Raw genomic sequence first — 24,050 nt, 5'->3', positions numbered from 1 at the left:
ATAGATATTAAGCGGACATTATACCGTCTCATTTAAGCTTTGCTAAGATTTTTCTTGCCTTCAGACGGCCTCAGGGGTATGGTTTTAACTTTTTCCTCTGGTCGATTTGACCGAATTGCAATTTATTTCCGAACACTAAAAATACCATGAACCATTCCCTTCCTCTTTCTGATTATCTAACCCGTATTTTGACCGCTTCCGTTTATGATGTAGCCGTAGAAACGCCTTTGGATCTGGCACGTAGTCTGTCAGACCGTCTGAACAATCAGGTTTTGCTCAAGCGCGAAGATTTGCAGCCGGTGTTTTCGTTCAAAATCCGCGGCGCGTACAATAAAATGGCGAAGCTGCCGAAAGAAGCCTTGGATTGCGGCGTGATTGCAGCAAGCGCGGGCAACCATGCGCAGGGTGTGGCTTTATCGGCGCAGTATTTGGGTTGCCGCGCCGTCATTGTGATGCCGGAAACAACGCCTAAAATCAAAATCGATGCGGTCAAGAGCCGAGGTGGCGAAGTGGTATTGAAAGGCGTGTCTTATAACGACGCCTATGATTATGCGATGGAGTTGGCAGAAAAGGAAAAACTGACTTATATCGCGCCGTTTGATGATCCTGACGTAATTGCCGGTCAGGGAACCATCGGCATGGAAATTCTCCGTCAACACCGTAATATCAATGCGATTTTTGTTCCGATTGGCGGCGGCGGTTTGGCAGCGGGTGTAGCGGCGTTTATCAAACAAGTTTGCCCTGAAATTAAAGTCATTGGTGTGCAAACCGATGATTCTTGCTGTATGAAGCAATCGGTAGAGGCAGGGAAAATCATACATCTGAAAGATGTCGGCCTGTTTTCAGACGGCACGGCGGTCAAGGTTGTCGGTGATGAAACCTTCCGCCTGTGTAAAGAGCTGCTGGACGAGATTATTACGGTCAATACGGATATGTTGTGCGGCGCAATTAAAGATATTTTTGACGATACGCGCAGTATTACCGAGCCTGCGGGCGCATTGGCACTTGCCGGCTTGAAGGCTTACGTTGCGAAAAACAATATTCAAGGCCAAAACTTGGTTGCCGTCACCAGTGGCGCCAACATGAACTTCCACCGCTTACGCCACGTTTCAGAGCGCAGTGAGCTGGGCGAGGGCAACGAAGGCATTTTCGCCGTTACTATTCCCGAAGAAAAGGGCAGCTTCCTGAAGTTTATCAATTTGTTGGGAAGCCGGAACATTACTGAGTTCAACTATCGCTACGGCAGCGATAAAAATGCGCATATTTTTGTCGGTTTGCAAACCGCCGGTGCGCAAGACTTGGCCGTCATCAGTGAACAACTGACTGAAGCAGGCCTGCCCAATGTCGATTTGACCAATGATGAAATCGCCAAAATCCATATCCGTTACATGGTCGGCGGCCGTACGGAAAAAGTAGCCAACGAACGCTTGGTCAGCTTTGAATTCCCTGAGCGCCCCGGCGCATTGTCCCGCTTCTTGAACCATATGCGCGCCGAATGGAATATTACTTTGTTCCATTATCGCAATCATGGTGCGGACTACGGCCGTATTTTGGTCGGTATTGATGTACCGGAAAGCGACAATGAAGCCTTTACCGACTTTTTGGAGAGCTTGGGTTATGTTTATAAAGAAGAAACCGATAATCCGGCTTATAAACTTTTCTTGGCTTAATTAGTAAGATAAAAGGCCGTCTGAAAAATTTCAGACGGCCTTGTGTTTTATGTTCGGCTTTATTTCTTACGGAACACCAAGTCCCAAACGCCATGACCCAATCGTTTGCCTCGGGCTTCAAATTTGGTTTCAGGACGATAATCAGGCGTAGGGGCGTAATCGGCAGCTGTGTTTTGCAAAGAGTCGAAACTGCTCAAAACTTCCAGCATTTGCACAGCGTATTCTTCCCAGTCGGTTGCCATATGGACATAGCCGCCGCTTTTGAGTTTGGGCAGCAGCTTTTCAACAAACGGCACTTGTACCAAGCGGCGTTTATTGTGGCGTTTTTTGTGCCAAGGGTCAGGGAAGAAAATATGAATGCCGTCTAAAGACCCGTCTTCCAGCATCTTTTCCACTACTTCTACTGCATCATGACGCATTACGCGGATATTGGAAATGTGTTCTTCCTCAATCAGCTTCAAGATATTGCCGACGCCCGGGCCGTGAACATCAATTGCTAAAAAGTCGGTATCGGGCAGACGTTTGGCGATTTCCACCGTTGCGACGCCCATACCGAAACCGATTTCCAAAACTTTAGGGTTGTCCCGTCCAAAAGCATGGTTCAAATCCAAAGGGGCTTCTTGGAAGTCCACACCAAATTGCGGCCACATCGTATCAATGGCGCGCTGTTGGGCCGCGGTCATATGGCCTTGGCGCAAGACGAAACTGCGGATGTTGCGTTTGTGTTCTTCAGGAACGGTATTTTCGGGGGTATTTTCTGGAATGTTTTCGGACATATTGTTTTAAATCAGTGAGAAATCAAATAAAAAGGCCGTCTGAAAGAATCAGACAACCCTGCATATAAATCGGCGTGATTATAGCGAATAAACGCTCTTCCCGAAACCTTTTAAAAAGAAGGTTTCAGACGGCCTGATTAAGACAATACTGGTTGCGGTACTTTGTGTTGCACCGCATAAACCGCTGCTTGAACGCGGCTGCTTAGGTTTAACTTACGCAACAGGTTTTGCACATGCACTTTGACGGTTGACTCTGCCAAGTTCAAATGGCGGGCAATGATTTTATTGCTGTGTCCGGCGGCAAGGTAGCCTAAGATTTCCATTTCGCGCGGGGTCAGCTGCGCCAGCAGGTGGTCGGAGCGGGAAGGAGAAGGGGAAATCAGCGATTGCACCAAGCGGCTGGTCATTTCTGGAGAGAAGACATTGTCGCCATCGACGGCTTTGCGGATGCTTTCTAAGAGGAAGTCGGCATTGATGTTTTTCAGCAAAAAGCCTTTTGCACCCATACGCATACATTCGGTCAAATCGTCGCTGTCTTCGGAAACGGTAAGCATGATGACGGTCAGCTGCGGATTGATACTTAAAATTTGAGCCAATGCTTCGCGGCCGTTCATGACCGGCATATCCAAGTCCAGCAAAACTACGTCAGGCTTGAGCTGCTCAACCATTTTTACGCCGGCCAGGCCGTCTGAAGCTTCGCCGACGACTTCAAAATCAGGCTGGCGAGAAAGCAAGGCCTTGATACCGCTGCGAAATAGGGTGTGGTCGTCAATAAGGGTAATTTTAATCGTCATGATGCTGTTCTCATTTGTTGCGGCAAAGTCAGCATAACCGCCGTACCTTGCCCAATCTGCGATGTAATGGCCAGTTGTGCGTTAATCCGTTGGGCACGTTCCTGCATAATGCCCAAGCCGACATGTTCGCCTGAAGGCCGGTTTGATAGGTGTTCTTTATTAAAGCCTGCGCCGTCGTCCCGAATCGTCATGACAAAATCGCCGTGGTTAGCAATTTCGACACTGACATGTTGCGCACGCGCGTGCTTCCGGATATTGGACAGGCTTTCCTGCAAGATGAAGATGATTTGCAAATGCTCATCATAATTCAAAGCCTGTCCGTCGTCCTGCCATTTTAAATCAACTGGAATACCGGTTTGTCGTTCAAAACGCGCCAGCAGCGATTCTACCGCTTCAGGGAAATCTTTATTACTGATTTTGGTGCGGAAATTCATCAGAAGCTCGCGGACGTCTTCATAGCATTCCTGCACGCCGTCTTTAATAAAGCTGATGTTTTCTTCAGCCTGCTCGCGTTGGTTTGAAGCAAACGCGCTTTCCAACATTTGCACCTGCAAATTCAAAAAGGTCAGGGCTTGTGCAATACTGTCATGCAAACCTTGCGCAATCAAGTTACGCTCCTGCAAGACGGCAAGCAGGCGGCGTTCTTGTTCCATGCGGTTGTTGGCGATGGAAATCCCCAGCTGCCCGCTTAAAGTCTGCAACAATTTTTCATCTTGCTCATTGGGCATATGGCCGTCTGAAAAATACAGGGCCAATACACCGAGCTGTTCGTCTTGGTAAACGATTGGGAATTCTACACGATTTCCCTCTTCGGTTTCACCGACACTTGCCGCCAAGTCAGAGCGTTTGCGTTCTTCATCGGAAAGATATACTGTACCGCCCAAAGCGGAAAACGCCGGCAGAATCTGAGCCAAAAATTCTTCTGCGGCCTGTTGCGGCGTAAAGGTTTGGTGCAGGTTGCGCGTAGTCTGGTAGAGCAGAGTCAAGTCACGATTTTGCCGGGCCAAGTCTTGGGTTTGTTGGGCAACCTGTCCTTCTAAATCCGTATAAAGCGTTTTCAGACGGCGGCTCATTTGGTTGAAGCCCTTGCTGACTTGGGCGAATTCACGAATTTGGTCTGTATCGATTTGTACCCCGAAACGACCTTCGCTGATGGTTTCTACCCCGTCGCGCAATTTTTCCAGCGGCCGGATGATCCACGAATAATGCCAAACAATCATCAAGCCGGCAGCCACTAAAATCATCAACATCATCGCCATTTGAAAACGGCGCAGCCACAAAGTATTTTGCTCGTTGGCGTTTTCCATCGCTTGTAAAAACAGCTCGATATTGCCGGCAAAACGGTATAAGCCGATTTGGGTCGGCCGCTCGTAATGTTGCAAAGAAGGCTTGATGTTGGATTCCCAATCAATTAACAGCATCGATTGGATCAAATCGTAAGCCAGCGGCATTTGTGACGGAATCAGCGGATGAATGGCATCGCTTTGTGTTACATTGGCCAGCGTACGTTCAAATTCTTTGATTTGGTTGTCAATTTGAGCATTGGGCGTACGGACGCTTGCCATATAAGCCAAGCGATACACCTGCATTTTCAAGCTGCCCGCATCTTCAATCGTTTTAGCCGCGCTTTCCAAACGCCAAGAAAGCAGTAGGGTAAAGGCAATCGATAAAAAAGCCGAGCCGACCCATAACATAGTCAGTAGTTTTAAACGCGAGGACAGGCTCAGGCCGTCTGAAGATCCGGAGAATAAACGCATAAAGCACGCAGGAAGACTAATCCGATAATCTTATAAAAATATCATTCTTTCGACCTATAAACAACCTATCTAAAATAATTGTATGGTTATGATAAGAAAAAACAGGGGTTTAATGTAAAATCATGTTATGATAAAATTCATCTTAAGTGAATTAAATCACAAAATCAGGTTTCAGACAGCCTGAATACTTAAAAACTTATTCCATAAATACAACATCGCGAATAACACTTACACACTCTGCTTTGCAAAGGACTACCAAAATGAAAATTTTTGCACTGATATTGGCCGGCGGGCAGGGAAGCCGGATGGGAGGTGTCGATAAAGGGTTGGTGCAATGGCACAATAAAGCCTTGATAGACCACGTTATCGAAAAAATCCGCCCGCAAGTCAGCCATATCGCCATCAGTGCCAACCGCAATCTCGAATCCTACGCTCAACGCAGCGCACACGTTTTCTCCGATGCGCGCCAATGGCAGCATTACGGCCCTCTAGCCGCCTTATGTACTGCCGCCAACGATTTACAAATTGCTACTGCCGATTGGCTGCTCATCGTATCTTGCGATATGCCGCGGTTGCCGGAAAATTTGGTGTCCCAATTTGAAACCATCGCGCGGCGCACGCCATTGTGCAATGCGTTTTATGTAGAGACCTCTGCCAGGCCGCATTACAGCGTGATGTTTATCCGACCGCAAATCCTACAAAGCACCGTGCCATACCTTTATTCAGGAATGCGCAGCATCCGTGGCTGGCTGCAGCAACAGCGCGCGCGAGTTGTCCATTTCCCTCATGAGCAGGATTTTATCAGCTACAACACGGAAAACGATTTGGCTCAGCCTTTGTAGTTGGGTAGGTAGAAGCAATAAGACAATAAAAGTATGAATTGTTTTGCAATAAAGTATTTTATAAAAGCTTTAGGCCGTCTGAACAACAAACAGACGGCCTTTGTTTTGTCATTTTAAAGTTAACTGAATTATAGGCAAGCGGCAAAGTTTTCTGCTGCCAATGGTTCCCTGCCTAGTAAAGCCGCAAAATCAGAATAGTCGGCGCATGAGCCTTGCTTGAGTAGGGCAAAGCTGTCGCGGCTGATAATGCCGTTGCTGAGGATGTTTGCCAACGGTAGCGTTGGCTCAAGCAGGTGTAGGGAGAAAGGCAGAATACGTTGCGGCGGTTTATGGTGCAGGGTTTGACGGATGGTGGTCAGGTATTCCGCCAAGGTTAGAGTTTGGCTGCCGGTCATATTGATGACGCTATGGTCGGTGTCGGCTTGGACGGCAAGTTTTGCCAAACCTTCGGCAACATCGGCAAGGTGTACGGGCTGCAAATGAAAGCGACCGGCTTCCGGTAAGGGAAGCAAAGGGAGGCGGGTTAGTTTGATAAACAGTTCGCAGCTGGTTCCTCCTCGTCCGTAAACGACGGATGGTCTGGCTATGGCAATCGGTATGCCGCTTTGAGCAATGGCATCATCGCCACGTCCTTTGCTGCCGACAAAGTTGATGGATTGAGATGGGTCGGCACCCAACGCGGATAGTTGCACCCAGCGTTTGATGCCTGATGCTTTTGCCCATGCGGCGAGCTGTTTGGGCGTGTGGTGGTGCACGGTTTCGAGTATTTCGGCATAACGGCTCATGATGCCGATACAGTTGATGAGGACGTCTTGTCCTTCCAATAAACGGCGTGCGGCTGTTTCATCGGGATGAAGAAAGTCGAAGGCGCGGCGGTTGGGCGTGCAAACTTGGTGGCCTTGTTCTTTGAGGATTTGAACGGTACGCTTGCCGATAAATCCGCTGCCTCCGAAAATGATGATGTTCATGGTTTTTCTTTATGTTGTTGAGGCCGTCTGAATACCTTTAAATCGGTTTCATCACCATCAGGAAGTAAATCACGATAGTGGCGCAAAAGGCAGGGTAGCCGAGCAATTCCCAGCGTCTGGCATAACGCCAGTAGGGCTCCGGAATGGTGTCTGCGTTTTCTTTATGCGCTTTTTCGGCAATCTTGGCCATGCGGATTTGCAGCCAAACAACAGGCAGCCAGCAAATGCCTGAAAAAATGTATAAGGCCAGCGTCATCCATACCCAATTTTGTTCCAGCAAGGTGGCAACAGTGTAGCCGCGTTCATACAGCATCCATAAGCCGGACAAGGGTTGGAAAATGACGGCGGGCGTGGTAAACCACCAATCTGCTTTGATGACCCAATGCGAGACGATCGACTGAGCGGCAACCGAACCGCTGCGGTTTGCCCAAAAGAGGTAAAACGCTGTACCAAAACCGGTGCCGACCATTAAGGTAGCCGAGATGATGTGCAGGGTTTTAACGATTAAATAGGTGTTCATTTTTTATCTCCTACGGATTGATACAGGAAAAACAAAGTAGCCATAATTGGCAGGTTTTTTACCAAAGGTGCAAATGGATGTGCCCACATTTCGGGCAGTCTGAAGGCAATGATCAGGCTGTATGCCGCGACGGTTATAAATTGCAGCAGCCATATTTCGGAACGGGAGCGAAAGCGGCTGAAGCATAAAAAGGCAAAACCGATATCCAATAGTGAGGCGGCAATTAATGTCGGCCATTGCAATGGATTGGGAATACCGACCGAATGCAGTAAATCCAATGACATTTCAGGCATGAAAAACAGAGGCTGGGTACCGCTCCAGAGCCATAGCAGCCCCATCGAGTAAGGTAGGTAGTCGGGGAGGGTATGTGCAGTGTGGTCGGACATATTGGTTTCCTAATTTCATTTCAGTTTAAAAATATAATCAGTCTGAAATTTCTATAATTTCTGTCAAGAGAGAAATTATAGGATAAAAAATTTTTAGATACTCTTTTGGATTGTTTCTTTAGGAGGGAAATCCATATCCAGTGATTCAAAATCTACCAAGGGACATTAAGCTTCAGATAAACATGCCCATACAAGGACACTATGAGCATGTTTCCATATCCTAAAATAATATTGGCTGTGTTTATTGCTTACAAGCCCATTGCCATCAACGGAAAAATTTTTGTATTCCTGCGCCAATTTTCAAAATTTTTACCATGGTTGAAGTAGAAAGCTTCAACATTTCATTTGCCCACATGGTTAGCGTACTGATGAAATCATGGGTTTGTTGGATTCGCTGCTTGGCAGTTTCATTTTCCTGGCTAAATTCAGGGCTGTCGATCAGGCTTTGCAAAAATTGCCGTGTCGGTTCGATTTCACGCTGCATACGCACTTCTGCGATGGTGCGGAACAAAGTCCAGACGTCATCCGAAGTTTCAAAATGATCGCGCCTGTCACCCAGAATATGCACGGTATGCACCAGTCTCAGGTTTTGCAGCTCTTTGATGCTGTTGCTGACATTGGAGCGCGCTACGCCGAGCGTTTCGGTAATTTCTTCGGCGTTCATCGGTCTGCCTAAGATGTAGAGCAGGGCATGGATTTGTGCAACGGTACGATTGACACCCCATTTGGTACCCATTTCACCCCAATGGAGGATAAATTTTTCAGTGGTCGGATTCAGTTTCATAGTGATGGTATTCTATTTTTATCTTTTATTTCTGTCAATACAGAAATGAAGAAATTTTGGCGTATGAAGTAAAAATGTTCAGACGGCCTTTTAATGCATTTTTCTAAATACATCAATGGTACATCCAACTTTGTCAGCTATTATTTCCTATTAGTAAAAGATATTGTTCGTAAACCGGTATTTTTTGAATAAAAATTTATCCGTACAATCTGCTGGATCAGATAACGAAGAGCAGAACATGAAAAAAATGCCTGTATTGTTTGTTGGGCATGGTAGCCCGATGAATGCATTAGATACAGAGAACCCGTTCAATCAGAATTTCAGCCTAATTACGCAAAAGTTTGCCAAACCAAAAGCCATTTTGATGATTTCAGCGCATTGGTACAGCAGCCGTTTGCAGGTGACATCAGGTAAACACCCTGAAATGATTTACGATTTCTACGGCTTTCCTGAAGAGCTCAGCCAAATGCAATATCCCGCGCCCGGGTCGCCCGAGTTGGCGGAGCAAGTGAAGTCATTATTACAGCCGGAAAATGTCGAGCTGAACCCAACGCGTGGTTTTGATCATGGGGCATGGGCGGTGTTGAAATTTCTCTATCCCGATGCCGATATTCCCGTGGTACAACTTAGCCTTAACCGTTTGCAATCGGCAGAATGGCATTTCAACTTGGCGAAAAAATTATCTGCCTTGCGAGAACAAGGCGTGCTGATTATCGGCAGCGGCAATATTGTGCATAATCTGAGGGCGTTAAGTTGGGAACATATTGACCAAATCGGTGCAGGGTATGATTGGGCGTTTGCTTTCCGTGAAACGGTCAATCAGGCGATTGCAACACGAGATGATAAAACTTTGGTGCATTATGAGCAGTTAGGTGAAAAAGCCGAGCTTTCTGTGCCAACGCCGGATCATTACTTGCCCTTGCTGTACATCATGGCATTACGCGAACCGGATGATGAAGTTACGTTTTTCAATGATAATTTGATTGCGGGATCGCTCAGTATGACGTCGGTTTTGGTGGGGTAAAAAGGAAAAAAGTTGATTCACTTTGTGAATAATGTGATATTGTTTCAGACGGCATCTTGTGTCCATATAAAAGCTGCGATCTACATTGGCGAGGATAAGATTGAGCTTGTAATCTTTGAATATATCAGACGGTCTTAAAACTCAATTAAATAATGTCTGGATTTAGCACTAAATCATATTCGCCGAATTTTGGAAATAGAATGACCTTATCTTTTGGGGGATATAATTCTGTTTTTTCATATCGCTCATTATTAATAAAATCTTCTTTCAAAATATAGCAGTCATCCGTATTTTCATTGAAGAAATAAGTATACCCTTCTGCTAAGTCATGAGATTCCGAAGTTATATAATCTCTCCATACAGCCATAGAAAAAAAATAATATTGCGAATTAGAATATTTTTGAAATTGATGGGTTAAATAATCCCTTCCAAATTTATCGAAAAAATTTACTGAAAAAAACCTACTTCCTCTCGCAAAGTAATTACATATTCAGGTTGTTTCACCGAACCTATTACGGCAGTATATAACTCCCCTTTAATATAATATGTTTTTCCTCAGCTTGTTTCTCAGAAAAAGGCTTATGAAGTTCCTTATAACCATAAGACCACTGCTCACAATAAAAAATATCTTTCTTCATTTGTAAATCCTTCCTATTGTATCCCTGATGATAACATTTTCTTCTAATGATTAGAATAGAACAAGCGTTTGGATTTTGAAGATGATTTATAAAAACTCTTTGAAATCTCTCTACTCTTTGAAAAAGAAAAAAGGCCGTCTGAAAAGTGCAGGCTGCTTTTTGGGATTTCAGACGGCCTTTAAAAGCAGCCTGCGCTTGGAGGGGGTATTGTGTTTAGCTATCTGCCAAATACTTTCCGCCAGGCATTTGGATTGATTTTAAATTTGGCTTTGAACTGCAAACGTAGGTTTGCCGCACTGCCGAAGCCGCTTTGTTCGGCGATGCGTTCTATCGGCAAATCCGTATTTTCCAACAAATCCTGTACCTGCCATAGCCGCTCTGTTGTGAGCCACTCACCGAAATTCATGCCTGAGGCTTGAGAAAAATGGCGGATAAAGGTACGGCGGGAAACGGCTAATTTTTTTGCCAAATCGTCCAAGCGGTATGGGGTGGCAAGGTTTTGGCGCAGTTCGTCCAATAAGTGATTCATTTTGTCATCGGCGGTACGACGTTCGACAGGTCGGTGGATAAACTGTGCCTGCCCGCCTTCGCGGTGTGGTGCCGTAACCAAGGTACGGGCAAGGTCGTTGGCAACGGTTGCACCGTGGATTTTGCGGATGAGGTACAGACAGCAATCCAGCCCGCCCGCCGCACCTGCCGATGTTAAAAAGTTGCCGTCTTCCGCATATAGGCGGTTAGTATCCAGATGAATTTTAGGGAAACGGCGGATAAAGTCGTCTTCGGCAAGCCAGTGGGTTGCGGCGGTTCTGCCGTCTAAAAGTCCTGTGTAGGCAAGGGCGTAAGTGCCGTAACATAGGGCGGTGATATGCGCACCACGTTTTGCTGCCCGCTGTAAATTCTCAGCCAGTTCCGGCGTCGGGGCTTCTTCAATATTGCGCCAGCCTGCGATGACGATGATGTCGGCTTCTTCCGTCACATCCAAGCCACCGTGTACGGGAATGCTTGCGCCCAGTGCCGTGATGACGTCTTTGCCGTCATCGGAACAGATTTTCAGGTCAAAGAGCGGATTGTCCCGATAGGTTGTCTGAAAAACAGAAAAGGGAATGTTGAAGACAAAATCATTCATGCCCGATTGAGCATATAGCACGATTTTGGGGACAGTTTGATTTTGGCGAAACTCGTTACGCTCGTTTTCAGACGACATTTTGGCACTATCCTTACGTTTATTGGCAATATTGCCTATTTTAGCCGATGCACCTGCTGCTTAAAATACGCTCCATGATTTTTTAAGGAGCAACATCATGAAATTCAAGAAATTTATTCTTGCCACTGTTTTGGGCGCGACAGCTTTTTCCGCTTGGGCAGCCGATTCATACCAACATATCCGTAACGCTACTGCCAAGGTCGAATATGCGGGGCAGACGTTTTTGATTGACCCGTTTTTCGCACCCAAGCACTCCATGAACGGCTTTGCCGGCACGTTCAACAGCCAAGCCAAAATGCCGCTGGTCGGGCTGCCGATGAGCGTGAATAAAATTTTGGACGGTGTGGATGCAGTTATCGTTACCCATACTCACGAAGACCATTGGGACGAAACCGCCGCACGTTCCATTCCGAAAAAACTGCCCGTATATGTGCAGCACCAAGCCGACGCAGTAAAAATCCGCAGCCAAGGCTTTACTGATGTACGCGTGTTGAACGGCAGCACTGTCTTCAACGGCGTAACCATCAGCAAAACCGGCGGCGTACATGGTACAGAAGCTATGTATGCCAACCCGCAGCTAGCCGAAATCTTAGGTGATGCAATGGGTGTGGTATTCCAAAGCAACGGTCATAAAACCGCTTATATTATGGGTGATACTGTGTGGACGGCAGATGTAAACAAAGCATTGAACCGCTACAAACCCGATTATCTGATTATGAACACGGGCTACGCACTGATTTCAGGTATTTCAGACGGCATTATTATGGGGATGGCTGATGTATTAAAAGCCAGCCAAGTCATGCCTAAAGCCAAAATCATCACCGTACACATGGATACCGTGAATCATACCGCCGTCAGCCGCGCCGATATGCGTAAATTTATACGCGGTCAAGGCATTGAAAGCCGTGTGAACGTTCCGGAAGACGGAGAAATCGTAAAACTGGATTGATAAACGGCTTTTACCTTAAAGCAGCCTGCACCTTGCTTTTCAAAGTGCAGGCTGCTTTATTTTTTTGCCGCTTTTGTTAAACCGTCCAACTATGCTTGATGGCCGTTTACCATTAGATTGGGCACGGTTTCTGCCAAGCCTTTGGCGAGTTTGCCGATTTGGCTTTCTTCGGTTAATACACGCACGCGGTTGTCCGGCAGGTTTTCTAAAATCCAAGCGTGATACACATCGCTGAAATTTTCGCCTTCGCCAAACGTGCCAGACCCTGCAAGGTGAACAAGATTGCCATCTTCGCTGATATCAAATTCTTCTACTTTGCAGGTAACGTGAAAGCCGAAAGTATCAAACACAAAATCGGCATCCACTGAAAGCTTAGTCGTTGAACCGTCGCCCACCACGATATTTTCCGCATTGTGATAATAAGTGCCCCATGCTTTGGTATCCGCTAAATAAGGCAGCACATCCGCCACGCTTAAGCCTTTTACAATTACTTCATTGGAAACGTAGTTGTCGGTTTCGCCCGGAGTATATTTTTCTGGCCAAATGATTGCAGGTTGTGAATAAGTTTTCATAGTAAAATCCTCTTAGTTAATGGTTAGTCGCGTTTTGCTATGTAAGCATTATAGGGTGGGGTTAGATATTAAGTGAAATCGCTATTATAAATAATTAATATCAGATAAAATGATATTATAAGAATAAAGTGAGCTAAAAATGAAATCCTTACAAACCCTTGATTTAAACTTATTGAAAGCCTTTTCGGTGTTAATGGACGAGCGTAACGTAAGCAAAGCCGCCGAGCACGCAGTCGGCCATGAGCGGCGTGTTGGCAAGATTGCGTGATAGTTTTGATGATCCGCTGTTTGTGCGGGTGCAACGGGGCGTTGGGCCGACCAATCGGGCGTTAGAATTTGCCCCGCAAGTGAAAAAGGTGCTGAATGAAGTAGAGCAGTTATTACAGCCGCCGCAGTTTGATCCGACAACGGCAGAATTAACCGTACGCATCGCCTGCACCGATTATGCAATGCGTGCCGTGATTGTACCGTTTCTGCATTTGCTGAAAACCAAGCCCCGAAAATTAAAGTCGCAGTGCTGGCGATTAACGAAAGTGAGGTTCAAAATCAGCTCGAACAGCGGCAAATCGATTTTGCACTGGTGACACCGGACTTCCAAGTACCGGATATTCACGCAAAAAATTTGTATGACGAGCGCTATATCTGTGCCGTTCGCCACGATCACCCAATAGCCAAACAATCATAACTGACCCTTGAGCAGTTTTGTCAGTTAGAGCAAGCCTTGATTTCCTATCATGGCGGCAGCTTTAGCGGTATTACAGACCAAGCCCTTCAAGTGATGGGATTACAAAGAAACATCAGCCTGTCGGTACAAAATTTCATCGTTTTGCCCGAATTACTGGCGCAAAGCGATCTATTGGCAGTCGTGCCTGAGCGTTTGATTGCTAACTTGCCCAATCTCAAGCGTTTTGAGCCGCCCCTTGAAATTCAAGGCTTTACCAAAACCGTGATTTGGCACGAACGGACATATAAAGATCCTGCATATCGCTGGGTAAGGGAGCTGATTGAAAAGGCTTGTGCAGCAAGCGCAGCATAGGCAACGGGATGGATAGATAACATGTGGGGAAAAGGTTATCTGAAAAATCTTTGCAACAATTATATTGCTCCTTAATTCACTAATTTTCTTAACGTAATTTATTATGATTAAATCACATTTAATGTAATTGCATAAGGAGAAAACTATGCTAAAAATAGATATTGCAATAAAAGAAACTGCTTCCGTTATTTCTAAGAATATTGATAGATTTGATGATTCAGAAAGAGGCTTACTTTCACAAAATATTCTTGCCCAGTTAAGAAACTTAGTCGAATATATTGCACAAAAAATATATAGTAATGGTCAGGATATTGATCCTAACAACTATTCAGATAAAAAAGAAGCATGGGAATATATTAAATCACAAGGCAGCTTTGATTTCCTACATAAATTCCATAGCCTATTACAAAAATCCGTATCACACTATACTATAGATGAGAATGGATCTGAAAGGTTAATGCTAAAATATTATGAATACTTACTAAGAATAAAATCATTTTTAAGAAAAAAATATGGGTTAGATATTTTATATAATATAGAAGAGTTTCCTTTAAATTTAGATGAAAAACTAACTGAGTATTATGAAAAAATATCATTAAAAATAAACGCAGACCATATCAATGATACCTATTCTGATTATAATGATAGATATTATATTCAAAAAATAAAACCTTTCTTTGTGAAACAAGAAATATATTATGAAGTTACATTTACTATTGCAAATGATAAAGTAAGTAAATTTGATAGAATTATCGCCTTTACACGCCATGATATACTGGATAATTATGCAGTAAAATTAAGAATAAGAGAAGATTATATTGATATACTAAACAGTAGGATGTCAATTAAAATTATTGATAACTGGGAAGTGTCAATACGTAATTGTGAATTTAAGAATTTCTCAAAAATTTTCAACATGCAATCAGTTCATTCTAACAGTAATGAATATTCTTTAATAATGAAGTATTTAACTTATAATAAAATTGACTTTGTCGATATTATACGATTATCAGACAATTATTTTTATGATTTTAAAAATCAAATAACTTCACAAGTAAGAACTACTAATTTTATCAATATATTGGAAGTTTGTAGAAACCTTATAAGAAATAATTTAGCAGGAGGAAATGTTATCAGTTATTTGTTGTATAAATTAAATAACAAAGTAATTAAAAGTCAGTTTAATAATGATTCATGTCATAAGTTATCCAACTTAAATCTTAACTGGGGGTGTATTCCATTTGATAAAATGCCATTCACGACATCTTTAATAAGTCACAACCCTAAAGTGCATGATTTATTTAATTGTATCAATCTATCGAATCGTGAACATGAGTTCCTAGCAAGATTCATTAAGAATAACGCAGAGAAAAAAGGAATCTTATTTACAAAATTAGAAGAAATATCTGGCTTCTCTAATATTCAAGAATTAATGAAGAAGTATAATTCCAACGTATATCACAAACACACCAATCGTAACTTGGTTGAATATAAAGGATTTATCTATATAAAAGAATATGTAGATAATTGCATTGATATTATCCTGGAAATAAAAAAATATGAAAATGAAAAGATAGAAGGTTATACTAATTCAGTTATTTCTTGGCTAAATGATGGTTCATATAAAATTGATTGTAATGAGAAATTAGAATTACTAAAAAATATGTTTTCTCAATCTAGAGTTGCATTAATCTACGGTGCAGCAGGGACAGGTAAGTCTACAGTTATAAACCATATATCTAACTTTTGGAATGACAAAGAAAAAATATATTTAGCTAATACTAATCCTGCTGTAAACAACTTAAAAAGAAGGGTAACCACTAAAAACAGCTATTTTATGACTATTTCAAAGTTTCTATCTAAAAGAAATAATCATATATCCTGTGATTTATTGGTTATTGATGAGTGCAGTACTATTAGTAATCAAGATATGGTAAGTATTCTAAGGAAAGTAGATTGTAAGATGCTTGTTTTAGTTGGCGATGTTTTTCAAATTGAATCTATTTTGTTTGGGAATTGGTTTGACATTATTCGTAGATTTGTCAATCAATCTGCAATTTTAGAATTGAAAACACCATATAGAACGACTAATGAAAATTTATTAACGATTTGGAATAGAGTTAGAGAGTTAGATATAGCGATATTAGAACCGATGGTAAAAGAAAACTATTCTGTTAGATTAGATAAATCAGTACTGGATCAGCCAAATGATGATGAAATCATTTTGTGCCTAAATTATGATGGTATTTATGGTATTAATAATATTAATCATTTTTTGCAGAGTAATAACCCAAACCAGCCTGTTTTATGGGGAATACACGATTACAAGGTAAATGATCCTATTTTGTTTAATGAGTCAGAAAGATTTACTCCACTTATTCATAACAACATGAAAGGAAAAATTGTTGATATTAACAAAACAGAAAGTGAAATATTTTTTACTATTGAATTAGATATTAGCATAAATGAAATTGATGCAGATGGATATGATTTTGAACTTTTATCAAATAAAAATAGTAAAAATTCAATAATTAAATTTTCAGTTAAAAAATATCCAGATACCGATGAAGATGATGATTCATTTGATAAATTAGTTCCATTTCAAGTTGCTTATGCTGTATCTATCCATAAATCACAAGGTTTAGAATACAAGTCTGTTAAAATCATTATTACGAATGAATTGGAAGAATTGGTAAGCCATAGTATTTTTTATACGGCTATTACAAGAGCAAAAGAAAATTTGAAAATTTATTGGTCTCCGGAAACAGAAAAGGTCATTCTATCGAGTTTTGAAAAGAGAGATTTTTCTAGAGATATTGGGTTATTAAAGGGGATGATAAATTCCCAAGGCAACAGTAGAGAATTATAGACATCATCTACGAATAAGGTCAGCATGGCAGGTTTTTAATATGGCTTTGCTTTATCTTTTCAGTCGAGGCAAGAAATCTGGAATTTGAATGTGGTGGATGAATAAATCGACACTGGTGTATATTTGGGCATATTGCTTGCTATGTTTATTTAGCAAGTGGCGAATTGGTGGAGCTTTTCTCTGAACTCCCCTATAAGCAGTGGACAGCGTACGTTTTACCTCCCGCAAAGAAATATAATTCACACCCGTGTAAAGTATAGTCAGTAAGCACAGTCGGATTCTAGAATCCGACTGTGCTTACTCCGTTTTCAGACAACCTAAAACCATGTCCGTTTTATTATAACAGCTCTAAGCCGCACGATTTTTCATTTCACCAACAACCGTCCCTGTCTCGCCAAATTCAAAGTCGCCAGCAACAGCAACATCACCAAGCCGGAGCCTGCGATGGCGAGGAAATAGCCTAAAAACAGTAAACGCTCTTCGGCAATCAAATGAAAACCGCAACCCGTCTTGCATTTGCTGAAAATCCAAGCCCCCAAAATCAAGGTGGCGGTGCAGGCGATTAACGAAAGCATCGTACAAAATCAGCTGGAACAGCGACAAATTGACTTTGTGTTGGTAACACCTGATTTCCAAGCACCGGATATTCACGCCAAAAATTTGTATGACGAACGCTATATCTGTGCCGTTCGCCACGATCACCCAATAGCCCAACAAACAGAACTTACCCTTGAGCAATTTTACCAGTTAGAGCAAGCCTTAATTTCCTATCATGGCGGCAGCTTCAGTGGTGTTACCGACCAAGCGCTGCAAGCGATGGGGCTACAAAGAAATGTCAGCCTATCGGTACAAAACTTTATTGTCTTGCCTGAATTGCTGGCGCAAAGTGATTTACTGGCAGTCGTGCTTGAGCGTCTGATTGAGACCTTTGCAAAATTCCCCAAAATCCCCTAAATTCCCATCAAGACATTTAGGGGATTTTCCATGAGCACCTTCTTCCAGCAAACCGCCCAAGCCATGATTGCCAAACACATCGACCGTTTCCCACTATTGAAGTTGGATCAGGTGATTGATTGGCAACCGATCGAACAATACCTGAATCGTCAAAAAACCCGTTACCTGAAGCCGCGCGCGAAAAATCGGCGCGTTTTTTGAGATAAATCGGATTTAAATTTGTTTCACTGTGTGAAATACTTTTGCAAATTATACCGAACTCGGGAAAGCAGAATGACAAAAGCGACTACATCGTCGCTTTTGTTTTTTCTACCAGTTGCAGATGACCAGCTCGCCGCTGGTCTTTTGCGTTTTATCGCGCCCGACCGAATAGGCCAACTCTAAACGATCAATGCGGAAGTCTTTAAACAGCTCGAGAATATCCGGGTGGTCGTTGATGGACAGCATGACCTTGCCTTTACACTCACCCATCATCTTGGCCAGTAGTTCGTACTGTGCCCAATCAAAGGCGCGGTCGTAGCCGGCAAGCTGCCAATAAGGCGGGTCGGCGTAGAAGAAGGTGTGTTCGCGGTCATAACGTTTGAAGCACTTTTCCCACGGCTCGTTCTCAATGTACACGCCGTTGAGCCGCTGCTGCGCTGCTTTCAGACGGCCTGCTATATCGGCTGCTTTAAAGCCCGCACCCGTGGTGGCGGTGCCGAAATGTTGGTCGATGGTTTTGCCGCCGAAGGCAGTGTGTTGAAGATAGAAGAATCGGGCAGCGCGTTGGATGTCGGTCATGCTCTCGGGCGGTGTTTACTGTAGGCGGGCAAATACTTCGCGGCTGGTCAATGTCCATTCGAACTGGCGCACGAACTCGTCGAAGTGGTGCTGTACGACTCTATATAAGTTGATGAGTTGGCCGTTGAGGTCGTTAAGCACTTCGCACTTGGCGCGTTTCGGCCGAAGAAAAAACAGGGCTGCTCCGCCTGCGAACAACTCCACGTAGCATTGGTGCTCAGGAAACATAGGGAGCAGGTGTTTGGCCAAGCGGCGTTTGCCGCCCATCCACGGAACTAACGGCGCGGGTTTGTTGGTGGGCATATACTTTCCTTTCGGATTGGATGCTCACCGGCATTCTGAGTTGTTAAAGAACTTATGTTGTTGAGCGTATGGCATCGCGGACACTTGATTTCAAAGCGGCCGATGCCGATTGCCAACAGCTTGTTACAATTTTTGCAACGATGTTTCATTTTTTGCATTCATCCTATGCGTTAGTGATAAAATGCCGCTGCCTCGCGAGGTGGCGGCTTCGAAGCTAACGCAGGATATGTCCCTGCTTGGCCGGCGTGTCGGTGTTCCCGCACCGGCACGTCGCCGTCTTTCAATATTTCTTCATATTTGGGCCGTCTGAAATTTCAGACGGCTTCTTTTATTTGCGTATCAAAAACAACGCGGCCAACATATTGGGGCTGATGCGCCAAGCCTCGCTGACACCCAAAGAGGCGGCAACGGCCTCGCTGCAAAACCAACGATTTTGACGTTGGCGGAACGGGCGGCACACCACACCCAAACTGCCCGGCAAGTCGTAGCGGCTGCCTTTGCGTTGCTCGAACCAATCCCTTACCAGTGTTTCAGGCGGCCACTGGGAGCCGATGTCGATAAAATCCCAATGATCAGGGTTGAAGTTGATTTTTTTGAAGCGCACGCCCCCATCAAGCCAGCTGGCCGAGGCACACATGCCGTCTGAAAACACCACCTCACAGTGGCTATACGGCCCTCGGTCAGCAAAACGCACCAAGCGGCTAATCCAGCCGCGCCATCCGGACAAAGTACCTTTATATAACGCTATTTTCATAAAAAAATCCCCACATAAAGATGCAGGGATATTAAGGCGGGAGTCTACTGCGGGCTATTAAACGGGTTTAAAGATTATCTACATCAGATGATGCCTGTACGGGATGGGTGGGCAAATGATAAACAGGGCTGATGGCCTCAACCTTGTCGACATCTTGAGCCTGCTCCAGCCGGTCTGCATAGGCTTGACGCTGACCTGCGACCGATGCGGACAAGGCGGCAAACTGCTTGGCTTTTTGCAGCGTCTTTGCACGGAGGCCGTCTAAATCACACCCGCGGTCGGCGGCAATTTGTGCCAATAGCGGTGTAGGGGCAGACGGGTTTTGCTCCCATGCTAATGCCTCGGCCGCCTGCATTGACCATGTTTGGCGTTCAAATTCCGGCACTTCGTAAGCTTTAGATACTTGCCAAACAAACTCTTGAGCTTTGCCATTGATTTCATCTAATTTGACAGCTTTGACTTGATTCAGCTGCTCAACCTTAGATTCCTCGCTAATCATCCATTTTTTGCCGTCCCATGTGTGCCACAAGCTCGGGCGCTCTTCAAATGTGAGGCCGTCTGAAAGCTCGCCCACAGTATCGATGGTTACGGCTTGACCATCGGCGGTTTGATAAGCGGTTTTGCCTCGATGGTCGGGTATGTACTCCCACGCCTCGCCCGTCCAGCGGGCGGCGTGGCCGTCGCGGTTTTCGGGCGGCTCTACGTCGATACAACCGCCGGGGATGAGGTAGCTGCCGTCGCGGGCATATACGTCCAAATCGGCATCGGTTTGTCCGATATAAAGGCTGTCTGAATCGAGTTGACAGACGGGTTTTGTCCATTGGATTTTTTGGCTCATTTGTTTTTCCTTGTCGGGTTTCTGTTTGGGCGGCGGGCAAGGATGCCCGCCCTACGGTTTCAGACGGCCTTAAATTTTGATGCACGCGAGTAAGGCGATATTTCTAGGACGGGTTTCAATGCCGCCAGCCGGGTCGGTTTGGCCGACAGTGTCAACCGAGACGGTTGATGAATTGCTACCCCTGTCGGTGTCGGGCATGCGGTTGACGCCGATGCCGTGGCTGTGGCTGCGGAATTCATCCGCCTGCCATGAGCCTAGGGCACGATTTCTATCAATGGCTCTGCCGTCATCCCATGATCGGATAAATTCGCCGCGTAAGTCGGGCAGGTTAAATGTGGTACGCCCGTCGCCCGCGCCGTAGGTTGTGCCGATGGCGGCAAACAGGTCGGCATAGGTAGTGCGGGATACGGCCGCACCGTTGGCTTTGAGCCAGCCTGCGGGTGCGTTGCGTCCGGCAAAGTAGGCAACCTCGCCGGAGGGGGCTGCCTGCTCTATTTTGTCGTTGACGATTTTTACGGCTTTAGACGTAGCGATTTTGTCGTCTCTATCCAAATTTACGGCGTTGCTGCGGTGGGTGTACAACAGGATTTTGTCGCCCGACAAAGCTAGCGTGCCATCGTCATTAAATTGCAGTGCTTTACCTGCGATTGGGTTGTTCCAATACCAGTCAGCGTTGCCGCGATAAAACCCTGACCATTGCTCTGTGTTGTTGCCCGATATGCGTAAACCACCTGCAAAGTCGGTACTTTCCGAAAAGGTTTTTTTGCCGCCTACAGTTTGGTTGCCTGTAAGCATCACGCCGTTTTCTTCGGTTAGGATTTCCTTGTATCCCCGGTAGTTACCTGTCGCGTCCCAAGCGGTTGTGTAGATGCCCCAGCCCGTCCCGTAGGCAAACCCGATACCGCGCGAGTATGCACCATTGGCATAGCTGGGATGACCGACATGTATCTCCATGCTGGGTAGACTATTACCGTTCAAGCTACCCCCGTTTGTACGGACAAATCCGCTTTTACCGGGATTAAACTCGCCCAATGTACGCATAAAGTCTTGTGTGGTATTTGGTATTTTTTCTTCTGCTAATTTTCTTCCCATTGCGGCCGACAACGCACTATTGGCATCGTCCGTAGTTAAGTTATTAATCAACTTAGCCACACCCGCCACGGTCGGCGATGCGTCGGCAAGCTGATGGGTATGGGTGTCGCTACCTGCCCAGTTTGTCGTACTGCCCGAGCAAGTGCCGGGCGTACCGAGCGCAAGCGTCATGTTGTCACGAAATACGCCGCCGCCTGTTAAGCCTGCGCCTGCAGTAAGGGATGTGGTCTTGAGTGCATATAATTGAGCGGCCTCATTTTTGTTTTGGCCGATGGACTGTACGGCTTTGGCTATTTCGTTTTTTAACCATAAGGTGCGGTTGGCCAACTGACGGGTAGGCTTATTGTCGATGCCGTTAGGGCCACCTTGAACAGGGTCTGAGGTTTCCCATTGGTAGATGCCCGCTTCCCAAGTAGCGGTTTCGTTTAGGTTTGCCATTATGCGGTTCCTCGATTAAATCTGCCGTCGCGTAAAGCACGGCCGTTGTGTCTCAATGCGCTGGCTTGGTAATCCAACGCAACCAATATGCAGCGGGCGGGCGCAAATGCTCTTAAGGTGCGCCGCAGCAATGCTGCTTGGTCATTGGTAATGACGTTATTCATTACAATTCGGTAGTGCGCCCAACGGTCGCTGTGGCCGTGGCTGTAAGTGCCGTCGCGGGTAATCTCGCCGTTATGGTGCTTATTGCCCATGCCTTCGATAATCTGTACTTCGCCGAACCCGAGCCGCCGCACGATTTCGCGAATGGCCCAAGGCGTGCCTTTGTAGCGGTGCAGCTCGTAGGCACCTTTAATCAGCTTGCGCCGCGCGTCGTCGGATTCGGCCAACCAGTAGCCGTCGGCACCCAAGATGCTGCGGCTCTCGGCCAAGAGCGGCAGGTGTTCGGGGGCGACCAAATCGACCAGGCGCGGCATCAGCTGCGGCAGATCGGCCAAATCCAAACGCAGTCCCAATTCAGCTAGGGCGCGGGCGCGTTGGTCGCGCTCAATGATGGCGGCGTAGGAGAGTTTGGCCATCGTCTAGCCCTCCGACGTTTGTGCGGCAATGCGGATGGTGGTACTGGTGCAGCGTGCCCACTGGTCGGGCTTGACCACGGTCAGCGGCAGGTTATGCAGGACCACGTTATAGACACCGGCCACTTTCAGCGCACTCATGATGTCCAGCGGCACAATGTCCAAGCCTAGCCGGCTGCGGTGGGCGGCTTCATACACCGCCCATGCCTGCTCGGCCGCCGCTTTGGCAGTGCGGGCATCGGTGCCGGTAAACAGGGTCAGCTCGGCATCCAGCGTGTAATCGACGGCGGTCGGTGCTTTGACCACTACGGTGTCGCACAGCGGGCGGCGTTTTTCTGCTGAGAGTGCGGCCTGAATCTTGCCAATCAGCTCGGCATTGGGCAGGCCGTCTTTGGCCAGCACGGTCACCGCCACCCGTCCACCTATAGGCTGGCCGCCGCCGTCGGTATCGTTGGCCACGTGCACGTCTACCACCGCCGGGCTCGCCTGCCGCGCCCAATATTGGTAGGCACCCACCGGCCCGGCTACCGAAAAACTCTCCGGTGCCAGCAACACGCGCTCGCGGTAGGCTTCGTCGTCTTCGATTTCGACGCCGCCGGCGGAGACGGTGGTGTTGGCCACGGTTACTTCAATCGTCGGATGCAGCCGCTCGGCCGGGCTGTTGATTTGTCCGACCGACCAGCCGTTGCCGACTGTGCCGGTTTCGGTGCATTCGGCGGCCACTTCGGCGCTGCTTTGGGCGGCAGTCAGCAGGGCGGCTTCAGTGGTGACAAAGCCGGTCTGCCCGGCATTGACCCGCGTGCCCTTGGGTATGGTGATTTGTTCCAAACCGCTCAATACCGCAGTAAAGCGCAGAGTGGTCAGGGCAGGCTGCGCCTGCAGGCGCGGGGTAGACACGTCATCACCGCACAAGTCCAGCATCAGCCCCGTTGCAAAGCGCGGGTGCTGCTGGCGGTAGGCTTCGTTGACCTGCTGGCGCAGCAGGTGCTCGCGGTAGGCAAAGGTGTTGATCAGCAGGCGTTCGATATGCGCCGGCTGCAATACCTTGCCCGCGCGTTGCTCGTAGTCGGCGATGGTGGCGGCTAGGGTTTGTGCCAAGTCGTCATCGACAATCTTGACCTCTTCGCGTTTCAGTTTGCTCAAATCCATTTTCAGGTAGCCTTTATTGCAATATCAGTGCGGTAGATTTCACCCGCCACTTCATCCGCCACGCGCCAATGTACGGTCATGGTGATATGCGGGGCGTGGCCGGCAAACGTGACCTGCTCGACCAGCGCGCGCTTTTCCCATGTTTGGATGGCGAGGATGACCTCGCGCACGGTATTGGGGATAAATTCGTCTTCCGGGTAGTCCACATAATCAAACCAGTTCGAGCCGAAATCCGGCCGCAGCACGTCGCTGCCCTTGCGGGTGGCGAGGATGTTTTCGATGCACTGGTTGATGTCGTCGAGGTCTTGCACGATGTCCTGCCCGCTCGCGAGAGGGCGGGCTGCCAGTGGCGGCTGCGCGGGGTGGTCTGGGTAGTCA

General features: G+C 46.4%; 24 protein-coding genes and 4 pseudogenes. 9 read left to right on the top strand and 19 right to left on the bottom strand.

The features are described from left to right. Positions 1–146: 146 nt before the first annotated feature. Positions 147–1,670 carry a threonine ammonia-lyase, biosynthetic gene (gene ilvA, locus KCG54_RS05865; RefSeq protein ID WP_254324946.1) on the top strand — a complete coding sequence of 508 codons (1,524 nt, stop codon included), beginning with the start codon at positions 147–149 and terminating at the stop codon, positions 1,668–1,670. 59 nt (positions 1,671–1,729) lie between these two features. On the opposite strand, the gene trmB is transcribed toward ilvA, so the two are convergent. The 3 genes from trmB to KCG54_RS05850 all read right to left on the bottom strand — a co-directional run bounded on the left by trmB (position 1,730) and on the right by KCG54_RS05850 (position 4,997). Further along, positions 1,730–2,446, bottom strand: a complete 717-nt coding sequence (gene trmB / locus KCG54_RS05860) for a tRNA (guanosine(46)-N7)-methyltransferase TrmB (RefSeq protein ID WP_254324945.1) — start codon at positions 2,444–2,446, stop codon at positions 1,730–1,732. Positions 2,447–2,583: 137 nt separating this feature from the next. After that, positions 2,584–3,240 (bottom strand): response regulator, encoded by a 657-nt coding sequence (locus tag KCG54_RS05855; protein WP_004520571.1) that lies wholly within the window; start codon positions 3,238–3,240, stop codon positions 2,584–2,586. Continuing rightward, positions 3,237–4,997 (bottom strand): histidine kinase, encoded by a 1,761-nt coding sequence (locus KCG54_RS05850; RefSeq protein ID WP_254324944.1) that lies wholly within the window; start codon positions 4,995–4,997, stop codon positions 3,237–3,239. The genes KCG54_RS05855 and KCG54_RS05850 overlap by 4 nt, the downstream gene beginning before the upstream one ends. A gap of 260 nt (positions 4,998–5,257) precedes the next feature. Between KCG54_RS05850 and mobA the strand changes: the two genes are divergently transcribed. After that, complete coding sequence (gene mobA, locus KCG54_RS05845; protein ID WP_101755441.1) at positions 5,258–5,839, top strand: molybdenum cofactor guanylyltransferase MobA; 582 nt, start codon at positions 5,258–5,260, stop codon at positions 5,837–5,839. Positions 5,840–5,967: 128 nt separating this feature from the next. Here mobA and KCG54_RS05840 read toward each other — a convergent pair whose 3' ends face one another. From KCG54_RS05840 to KCG54_RS05825, 4 genes are all read right to left on the bottom strand, one after another. Then, positions 5,968–6,807, bottom strand: coding sequence for an NAD-dependent epimerase/dehydratase family protein (locus tag KCG54_RS05840; RefSeq protein WP_254324943.1), 840 nt, complete (start codon positions 6,805–6,807; stop codon positions 5,968–5,970). A 37-nt stretch (positions 6,808–6,844) separates the two neighbouring features. Continuing rightward, complete coding sequence (locus KCG54_RS05835; protein ID WP_254324942.1) at positions 6,845–7,327, bottom strand: DUF2269 family protein; 483 nt, start codon at positions 7,325–7,327, stop codon at positions 6,845–6,847. Continuing rightward, positions 7,324–7,713: a DoxX-like family protein gene (locus KCG54_RS05830; protein ID WP_254324941.1), complete on the bottom strand. Its 390-nt coding sequence runs from the start codon at positions 7,711–7,713 to the stop codon at positions 7,324–7,326. Before KCG54_RS05830 ends, KCG54_RS05835 begins: the two co-directional genes overlap by 4 nt. 265 nt (positions 7,714–7,978) lie before the next feature. Further along, positions 7,979–8,497, bottom strand: coding sequence for a GbsR/MarR family transcriptional regulator (locus tag KCG54_RS05825; protein WP_049333867.1), 519 nt, complete (start codon positions 8,495–8,497; stop codon positions 7,979–7,981). Between the two features lie 238 nt (positions 8,498–8,735). Here KCG54_RS05825 and ygiD point away from each other — a divergent pair, with 238 nt between their 5' ends. Further along, entirely contained in the window at positions 8,736–9,521 is a 786-nt protein-coding gene (ygiD, locus tag KCG54_RS05820; RefSeq protein ID WP_254324940.1) for a 4,5-DOPA dioxygenase extradiol, read from the top strand. 145 nt (positions 9,522–9,666) lie between these two features. Here the strand turns inward: ygiD and KCG54_RS05815 are convergent. Next, positions 9,667–10,159 (bottom strand): annotated as a pseudogene (locus KCG54_RS05815) (hypothetical protein). Positions 10,160–10,376: 217 nt separating this feature from the next. Continuing rightward, the gene (locus KCG54_RS05810) at positions 10,377–11,363 is read right to left on the bottom strand and encodes a GlxA family transcriptional regulator (protein ID WP_254324939.1); all 987 of its coding nucleotides are present in this window, start codon (positions 11,361–11,363) and stop codon (positions 10,377–10,379) included. Positions 11,364–11,460: 97 nt separating this feature from the next. On the opposite strand from KCG54_RS05810, the gene KCG54_RS05805 reads away from it, so the two are divergent. Then, positions 11,461–12,312 carry an MBL fold metallo-hydrolase gene (locus KCG54_RS05805; RefSeq protein WP_254324938.1) on the top strand — a complete coding sequence of 284 codons (852 nt, stop codon included), beginning with the start codon at positions 11,461–11,463 and terminating at the stop codon, positions 12,310–12,312. Between the two features lie 89 nt (positions 12,313–12,401). Here the strand turns inward: KCG54_RS05805 and KCG54_RS05800 are convergent, their stop codons facing one another. Then, a complete protein-coding gene (locus tag KCG54_RS05800; RefSeq protein WP_254324937.1) occupies positions 12,402–12,884 on the bottom strand; it encodes an SRPBCC domain-containing protein in 483 nt (160 codons plus the stop codon). 239 nt (positions 12,885–13,123) lie between these two features. Between KCG54_RS05800 and KCG54_RS05795 the strand changes: the two genes are divergently transcribed. From KCG54_RS05795 to KCG54_RS05785, 3 genes and pseudogenes are all read left to right on the top strand, one after another. Beyond that, positions 13,124–13,468 (top strand): hypothetical protein, encoded by a 345-nt coding sequence (locus tag KCG54_RS05795; RefSeq protein WP_254324936.1) that lies wholly within the window; start codon positions 13,124–13,126, stop codon positions 13,466–13,468. Continuing rightward, positions 13,399–13,920: pseudogene (locus KCG54_RS05790) on the top strand (LysR substrate-binding domain-containing protein). Before KCG54_RS05795 ends, KCG54_RS05790 begins: the two are co-directional and overlap by 70 nt. A 145-nt stretch (positions 13,921–14,065) precedes the next feature. Next, a complete protein-coding gene (locus KCG54_RS05785; RefSeq protein WP_254324935.1) occupies positions 14,066–16,789 on the top strand; it encodes an ATP-dependent DNA helicase in 2,724 nt (907 codons plus the stop codon). Positions 16,790–17,154: 365 nt separating this feature from the next. Here KCG54_RS05785 and KCG54_RS11975 read toward each other — a convergent pair whose 3' ends face one another. After that, positions 17,155–17,280, bottom strand: coding sequence for a hypothetical protein (locus tag KCG54_RS11975; RefSeq protein WP_283254585.1), 126 nt, complete (start codon positions 17,278–17,280; stop codon positions 17,155–17,157). 19 nt (positions 17,281–17,299) lie between these two features. On the opposite strand from KCG54_RS11975, the gene KCG54_RS05780 reads away from it, so the two are divergent. Both KCG54_RS05780 and KCG54_RS05775 read left to right on the top strand, forming a co-directional pair. Then, positions 17,300–17,743, top strand: a complete 444-nt coding sequence (locus tag KCG54_RS05780; RefSeq protein WP_254324934.1) for a LysR substrate-binding domain-containing protein — start codon at positions 17,300–17,302, stop codon at positions 17,741–17,743. Between the two features lie 30 nt (positions 17,744–17,773). After that, positions 17,774–17,914 (top strand): annotated as a pseudogene (locus KCG54_RS05775) (IS5/IS1182 family transposase); the annotation flags it as partial. Between the two features lie 138 nt (positions 17,915–18,052). On the opposite strand, the pseudogene KCG54_RS05770 reads toward KCG54_RS05775, so the two are convergent. From KCG54_RS05770 to KCG54_RS05735, 8 genes and pseudogenes are all read right to left on the bottom strand, one after another. After that, positions 18,053–18,826: pseudogene (locus KCG54_RS05770) on the bottom strand (DNA adenine methylase). Continuing rightward, on the bottom strand, positions 18,799–18,975 hold the full coding sequence (locus KCG54_RS05765) for a Com family DNA-binding transcriptional regulator (protein WP_254322204.1): 177 nt from the start codon (positions 18,973–18,975) through the stop codon (positions 18,799–18,801). The pseudogene KCG54_RS05770 and the gene KCG54_RS05765 overlap by 28 nt, the downstream one beginning before the upstream one ends. A gap of 179 nt (positions 18,976–19,154) precedes the next feature. Continuing rightward, positions 19,155–19,580: a hypothetical protein gene (locus KCG54_RS05760; RefSeq protein WP_254321743.1), complete on the bottom strand. Its 426-nt coding sequence runs from the start codon at positions 19,578–19,580 to the stop codon at positions 19,155–19,157. A gap of 67 nt (positions 19,581–19,647) precedes the next feature. Continuing rightward, complete coding sequence (locus KCG54_RS05755; RefSeq protein ID WP_254324933.1) at positions 19,648–20,418, bottom strand: hypothetical protein; 771 nt, start codon at positions 20,416–20,418, stop codon at positions 19,648–19,650. Positions 20,419–20,487: 69 nt separating this feature from the next. After that, positions 20,488–21,948 (bottom strand): phage tail protein, encoded by a 1,461-nt coding sequence (locus KCG54_RS05750; protein WP_254324932.1) that lies wholly within the window; start codon positions 21,946–21,948, stop codon positions 20,488–20,490. Further along, complete coding sequence (locus tag KCG54_RS05745; protein WP_254324931.1) at positions 21,948–22,526, bottom strand: phage tail protein; 579 nt, start codon at positions 22,524–22,526, stop codon at positions 21,948–21,950. The genes KCG54_RS05750 and KCG54_RS05745 overlap by 1 nt, the downstream gene beginning before the upstream one ends. A 3-nt stretch (positions 22,527–22,529) precedes the next feature. Continuing rightward, the gene (locus KCG54_RS05740) at positions 22,530–23,672 is read right to left on the bottom strand and encodes a baseplate assembly protein (protein ID WP_349306439.1); all 1,143 of its coding nucleotides are present in this window, start codon (positions 23,670–23,672) and stop codon (positions 22,530–22,532) included. 2 nt (positions 23,673–23,674) lie between these two features. After that, complete coding sequence (locus tag KCG54_RS05735; RefSeq protein ID WP_349306438.1) at positions 23,675–23,983, bottom strand: GPW/gp25 family protein; 309 nt, start codon at positions 23,981–23,983, stop codon at positions 23,675–23,677. Between the last annotated feature and the right edge of the window lie 67 nt (positions 23,984–24,050).

The organism is Neisseria subflava (assembly GCF_024205705.1).
Classification (GTDB): domain Bacteria; phylum Pseudomonadota; class Gammaproteobacteria; order Burkholderiales; family Neisseriaceae; genus Neisseria; species Neisseria subflava_D.
The sequence above is the reverse complement of the archived record's forward strand: the minus strand, read 5'-3'. Positions and strand labels throughout refer to the sequence as shown.